Raw genomic sequence first — 5307 nt, forward strand, 5'->3', positions numbered from 1 at the left:
CTCTTTGGAACTCTTTCTCAAAGACGGCCGTATCGAGATCGACTCCAACATCGTTGAACGGGCAATCCGCCCCCAAACCATCACGCGCAAAAACAGTCTGTTTGCCGGAAGCGAAGGCGGGGGCAACACTTGGGCGACGATCGCCACCCTTCTGCAGACCGCCAAAATGAACAACGTCGATCCGCTCGCCTGGCTGACACAGACGCTCATTCGAATGGCTAACGGATGGCCAGCCCATGATATCGAAGCTCTCATGCCCTGGAGCTTCAAGTCAGACGTGGTCGGCTAACCGCTTACGGTCCTTCACGGAGCGGATGGGATGATCGGCCAGTTCGATCTGCGGTGCGCGCCATTCCGGTTGCTGCTTGAAGGCCGCTTCATCCACAAGGCCGATGCCCAGCGGGTTGGCTTCGAGCCTGTCTTCATCCGGCTGTCCGCCAAAGGCCAGACTCCAATCAAGAGGCACATGGGTCACGGGTTCGCCTGAGGTCAGCTCCCAGCCGTCGAGCGCGTCTTCAACTCCTCGGCTCGTTCGGCTTCAGCCACCGAAGAGATGCGGACCAAATATTCGCAAAGCTCCCGGTTGATTGCATCCGGTATCTGGATCAGCGATGGCGTCTCAGCCCTCGGCACCATGGCGGGTGTAAAGCAGGCGCACGAATTCGAATGACGATTCCTTAGCTAGCCATCGATGACTTCAATCGATCAGTTTTTGGCTACGTAGATGCTCGATGTATTTTGGATCTGATTCCTCAAAAATCTCCTCGCCCTCAGCCATAAAGGCGCGCAAAAGTGGGTCCGTGCTTTCCCTCGTATGCCCCAGGTCGAAGAGACAGGTACCGATACCGAATTGAACAAAACTATTCGCATAACCGTCCGTGCTCGCTGCAGCTTTCCGGAATGAATCAAGGGCATCTTGGATCTTGCCACCCTGCTGTTGCGCATCGCCGATAGAGGCATGCAACCACATTGATGCTTCCCATCTTTGACGCGGTTCAGGGAGTAGAGCAAGTGCGAACTGCCAAATAGCAATCGCCTCATTCATCCGACCCGCCTCGAGCAGGTTATTTCCCTTTTCCGAAAGGTCGGTGACGCGTTCATATATGTCGTCTGGTAGTTCGCTCTCTACTTCACTCACCGCGCGCCACCTTTTCTTTCTGATAGAATTCGAGGTAGGCTAACTGTTCGCCCGCAAATCCCTTTGAGCCATAGAGTTCGTAAATCCTTGCAAAAATGTAGTAGGCTCGTTGCATGTCTCCAAGTTTGAACATGGCTTCCCCTTCGGTCATCAAAACCAAATGATCCTCATGGTTTGGATCGTCATACATCTCAGCCATAATGGCGACCCATTTTTCGACATTGGCTTTGTCGTTCAAGTCTGTGTAATCCTGCACAAATCCCGCAGATAAACTTTGGGGGTAATAGTCCCACCTGTTCTTAGGGTCAGGAATGAGGCTCCATGCCTTCAGCGCCGCGTCAAGCGACCCCTTTAAGTCACCGGCCGAATATCGGTCGCCGGATTCTTTAAGGATAGCATCAATTGTTGACCGCGTATTGGTATCTAATTCTGGTTTCCTATTCATCATAACCTTTATCTTGTAGGTGGAAGATACCTTGAACTCGAAGCCCCGCCTCGAGCCGAGTTAAGCGGACCCCACTCGAATCTATAATTATCAGAATTTAACATCCATGCTCGGACTTCGGCAGATTTAGCACCGTGATATCGACCTGTAGAATTCCAATAGTCAACAGCATCCATGGGATGGTGGCCCATGTGCGTTTGGGGGCTATCCACAGGCCTCCACACACCCTTCTCGTCAAGAAATTCGTCTTTTCCTCTGCGATTTGTTCGTAGTGTTCCCTCCTTCCTCATTCTTTCTCTAACTTCTTTGCCGGTTCTAGAGTTTTTGCCGGGGGTCTTTCCAAGATATTTTTCACGCAGACTTTTTAATCGGGTTTTGAGTGATATCCGAGCACCCTGTTCGCCAGCCTCAACCGCCTCCTTCTCGGCCTCTTTCTTCCCCGCCGCCTCTGCTGCCTCCTTAGCAGCCTTCTCCTCCAGTGCCTTTGCGGCGGCTTGCTCGGCTTCTTTCTGAACGAGCTTTTCGGCACCCTTTTCCAGGCCCTTGGCGAGCGGTTTGCCGGGGCCGATACCGATGACAGCACCGATGGCCTGAACACCGCCGAGAAGGTATTGGCCTGCATCGAAGGAGCGTTTGGCATCGTCGGCAGACAGGCCGTTACCCACGCCCGGAACGAAGCCTGCAAGCGTGCCGACCTTGCGCCCATATTCACCCGCCTGATACTTGTCCATGCCAAGCGACATCAGGCCATCCTGCACGGAGCTTTCAATGCGCTCGGTCCAGGAGGGTGTGTAGGCCTTGATCTCAGAGGGACCGGATCCCAGCGAAAGCGGCCGCACATTGCCGCGTCCGCTGGTCACATAATCCATCTCCTCGCCAACCTTGGCATTGGAGACCCAGCCGCCCCCACTGGTGTTCCAGCCACCGTTTGATGCACGTGTCCAGCCTCTGGATTTGGCATAATCCGCGATCTTCTCGTTGCGCGCCTTGTCGGTTTGCGCCTTGTCGTTTTGCGTCTTGTCCTGCGCATCCGCCCCATCCGGTGCTTTGTGAATGTCGGTGGATTTGACGTAGATGTATTCGCCGGGCGCATTGCCCCTGTTGAGCGTGCAGCGGTCGGTGTGGCGCTGCACCCATTGGCCGTTGGCGCGCACGATGGTGGAGGAGGTGACGGGTTCGACCACATCCCCCACCGTGCCGGATTTGACGCCCTTGCCAACGCCCGGTTCATCGCCATAGCAGCAGGAGAACTTCGAGGTCTGAAGCTTGATGATCTTGCCATTGGCGCGCACATTGGGCGAATAGCTCAGCTTGTCGTCTGCCTTGCCCCAGCTCATGTAGGGGATGGGCACCTTGGGTGAGCGGCAGACATCAGGGGATGTGACGACCGCATAGGCGTCCCTCTCATCCGGGATCAACTCCGGCGGGGCCGGGTTGGGAGCGGTCGGCTTCTGGATCTGCGGCTTGTCTGGCTTCTCCGGTTGCCGGGACTGGAGGTTGCCGGTTGCCGGATCAACACGAAAATATTCCATCGGCTCCGGCGCAGAGCCTGAGGATCTGTTATCGCTCATCAGGCACTCTCCCCACCGATGACCCCGATCGCTTCGCGCTGTCGTGCGAAGGAGAGAACCGGTCGCCCGCGTCGTTCCGGCCACAGAAACGCGGTGCGCCATGTGAGAAACACACGGCCTACACCGGGTCGCATGTCGAAGTGCACGCCATCAAGCGCCATCAACCCGGATGCCGGACCACGGAATGCTTCTCGTTTATCTTGGGGCCTTCAGGGAATGGCCAACAGGCCGCATGATCGCTCTCTTTTCGGTCCAGTGGTGATTATGGCTAAAGATCGTAATCGCCTTCTGCTCCCGCATCCCATCATGAAAGCCTGTTAATGCCAAACCAAGCCCGAAAAAGATAAGGAAGCCATTGGACTCGCGAATGTCGGGGTCATATCGCATCAAGCCACCCAGAACGGCGTCCTCTGCCGTAGCAAAAAGGTTCATACCCATATACTCGAAGGGTTCCGAAATGTCTGGTAGTAGGTTGATTTCTATGAGCATTCTGTCAGCGAACACAAATGCAGGCATCGATGTGCTGTATTCCAACCGAGTCTTACCAGTATAGGTTTGCTTAACTTTGCTCGGTTGTCCTAGCATTCTCTCGACATCCTCGCGCGTTTGCCCGAACGTAATGTTAGATATTCCCTCATAGGGTTTGAAGACCCACGTCATTTATTTTCCTTTTCCAGGCAGGAGACCATGATGCTCCAGACACTTCCTATAGGCGGCAGTTTCAAGCATTGCTTCATTGTACTTTGTCGTATCGCCGGCTTCACGCGCTATCCTGCGGGCATCACGAAAATCCATTGCCTGCGCATCCCGGTATCTGCCTGTTTCCATGAGTGATTTTTGATCGGCACGATACTGTTCGCCATCAGAGCCTTGCCAACCGTGACTTTTCGTCTCACGGTGGTCATCCCTTTTCATCTGCATTGCAGGCATTCTGTTGATGCCGCCGACGCGGTTGCTCAACTCCTCCGGGTACGCGCTTTTTGCCGGCATGTGATGTGATTCAATTCCGAGCTTCTCTGAACCGGGCACCCCGCCATAAGATCCGCCACGGTATGGACCCTTTCCGTTTGGATTACCTTTTGCAAGATGATCGCAAGGGTTTTTGGTTCTCGTTTTGGAGGTATTTCTAACGCCCCCGTCACCCGATGCGACGCCTTGCTCCGCTTTATTTTCTAAGGCCTTAACATTCCTCGCGGCCTCCTCAGCTTCCTTTAACCGATGCTGCGCCTTTGCAACATCGCTTGCGAGTTCGAGGCCTTCGCCAGCTGCTTCGGCCTTTTTGAGCGGATTGGCTATACCAAGGGCGGTCGCTGCAAGATGTCCGCCAGCCTGTGCAACGCCGCCCTTGTCATAGGCGTTGGTTACCCCCGTCCACAGGCTCTTGACGGCATCGCCTGTCCAGTTGGCAACGTTCTGCGCCGACTGGCCGGGATTGTTCCAGACGTAATCAGCGGTGTTGGCAATGCCGCTACTGACGTCCTTGCCGAAGTTGACGACATCACTGACGGATGGCCGCGCATTCCACACCGATTGCAGGTCTGATCCCATCCGTGACGGATCGTTCCAGTATTGCTTGCCTTTGTTAATCGCACCGCCAGCAAGCTGTGCCTCATCGGAATTGTCGTAAAATCCATCCCAGGTTCTGTCGTACCAGGCACGATCCTGCGCATCCGCCCCATCCGGTGCTTTGTGAGTGTCGGTGGATTTGACGTAGACGTATTCGCCGGGCGCATTGCCCCTGTTGAGCGTGCAGCGGTCTGTGTCGCGCTGCACCCATTGGCCGTTGGCGCGCACGATGGTGGAGGAGGTGACGGGTTCGACCACATCGCCCACCGTGCCGGATTTGACGCCCTTGCCAACACCCGGTTCATCGCCATAGCAGCAGGAGAACTTCGACGTCTGAAGCTTGATGATCTTGCCATTGGCGCGCACATCGGGCGAATAGCTCAGCTTGTCGTCTGCCTTGCCCCAGCTCATGTAGGGGATGGGCACCTTGGGTGAGCGGCAGACATCAGGGGAGGTGACGACCGCATAGGCGTCCCTCTCATCCGGGATCAACTCCGGCGGGGCCGGGTTGGGAGCAGTCGGCTTCTGGATCTGCGGCTTGTCTGGCTTCTCCGGTTGCCGGGACTGGAGGTTGCCGGTTGCCGGAT

Annotated in this window: 8 protein-coding genes; 1 reads left to right on the forward strand and 7 read right to left on the reverse strand. The window is 55.7% G+C overall.

Going from position 1 to position 5307, the window contains the following annotated elements:
* On the forward strand, positions 1 to 289 hold a 289-nt coding region (locus tag E8M78_RS20065), incomplete at its 5' end, for a transposase domain-containing protein (RefSeq protein WP_137136743.1).
* On the opposite strand, the gene E8M78_RS20070 is transcribed toward E8M78_RS20065, so the two are convergent.
* The 7 genes from E8M78_RS20070 to E8M78_RS20100 form a co-directional block, all read right to left on the reverse strand.
* Positions 272 to 475, reverse strand: coding sequence for a DUF2169 domain-containing protein (locus E8M78_RS20070; protein WP_246658408.1), 204 nt, complete (start codon positions 473 to 475; stop codon positions 272 to 274). The genes E8M78_RS20065 and E8M78_RS20070 overlap by 18 nt on opposite strands.
* Positions 476 to 697: 222 nt before the next feature.
* Positions 698 to 1138, reverse strand: a complete 441-nt coding sequence (locus E8M78_RS20075) for a tetratricopeptide repeat protein (RefSeq protein ID WP_137136740.1) — start codon at positions 1136 to 1138, stop codon at positions 698 to 700.
* A complete protein-coding gene (locus tag E8M78_RS20080; protein ID WP_205910271.1) occupies positions 1131 to 1586 on the reverse strand; it encodes a hypothetical protein in 456 nt (151 codons plus the stop codon). The genes E8M78_RS20075 and E8M78_RS20080 overlap by 8 nt, the downstream gene beginning before the upstream one ends.
* 5 nt (positions 1587 to 1591) lie before the next feature.
* Positions 1592 to 3154, reverse strand: a complete 1563-nt coding sequence (locus E8M78_RS20085) for a PAAR-like domain-containing protein (RefSeq protein ID WP_170973492.1) — start codon at positions 3152 to 3154, stop codon at positions 1592 to 1594.
* The gene (locus E8M78_RS20090) at positions 3154 to 3315 is read right to left on the reverse strand and encodes a hypothetical protein (RefSeq protein WP_205910272.1); all 162 of its coding nucleotides are present in this window, start codon (positions 3313 to 3315) and stop codon (positions 3154 to 3156) included. Before E8M78_RS20090 ends, E8M78_RS20085 begins: the two co-directional genes overlap by 1 nt.
* Positions 3316 to 3349: 34 nt before the next feature.
* Positions 3350 to 3814, reverse strand: coding sequence for a hypothetical protein (locus tag E8M78_RS20095; protein ID WP_137136742.1), 465 nt, complete (start codon positions 3812 to 3814; stop codon positions 3350 to 3352).
* On the reverse strand, positions 3815 to 5307 hold a 1493-nt coding region (locus tag E8M78_RS20100; protein WP_246658409.1), incomplete at its 5' end, for a DUF4150 domain-containing protein.

Origin of the sequence: Rhizobium sp. FKY42 (genome assembly GCF_005222835.1) — a bacterium.
Taxonomy (GTDB): Bacteria; Pseudomonadota; Alphaproteobacteria; order Rhizobiales; family Rhizobiaceae; genus Neorhizobium.

Excerpts from the sequence above, each read along its gene's own strand:
- E8M78_RS20080 (WP_205910271.1), bottom strand. The coding sequence starts at position 1,586 with ATGATGAATAGGAAACCAGAATTAGATACCAATACGCGGTCAACAATT.
- E8M78_RS20085 (WP_170973492.1), bottom strand. The coding sequence starts at position 3,154 with ATGAGCGATAACAGATCCTCAGGCTCTGCGCCGGAGCCGATGGAATAT.
- E8M78_RS20090 (WP_205910272.1), bottom strand. The coding sequence starts at position 3,315 with ATGGCGCTTGATGGCGTGCACTTCGACATGCGACCCGGTGTAGGCCGT.
- E8M78_RS20095 (WP_137136742.1), bottom strand. The coding sequence starts at position 3,814 with ATGACGTGGGTCTTCAAACCCTATGAGGGAATATCTAACATTACGTTC.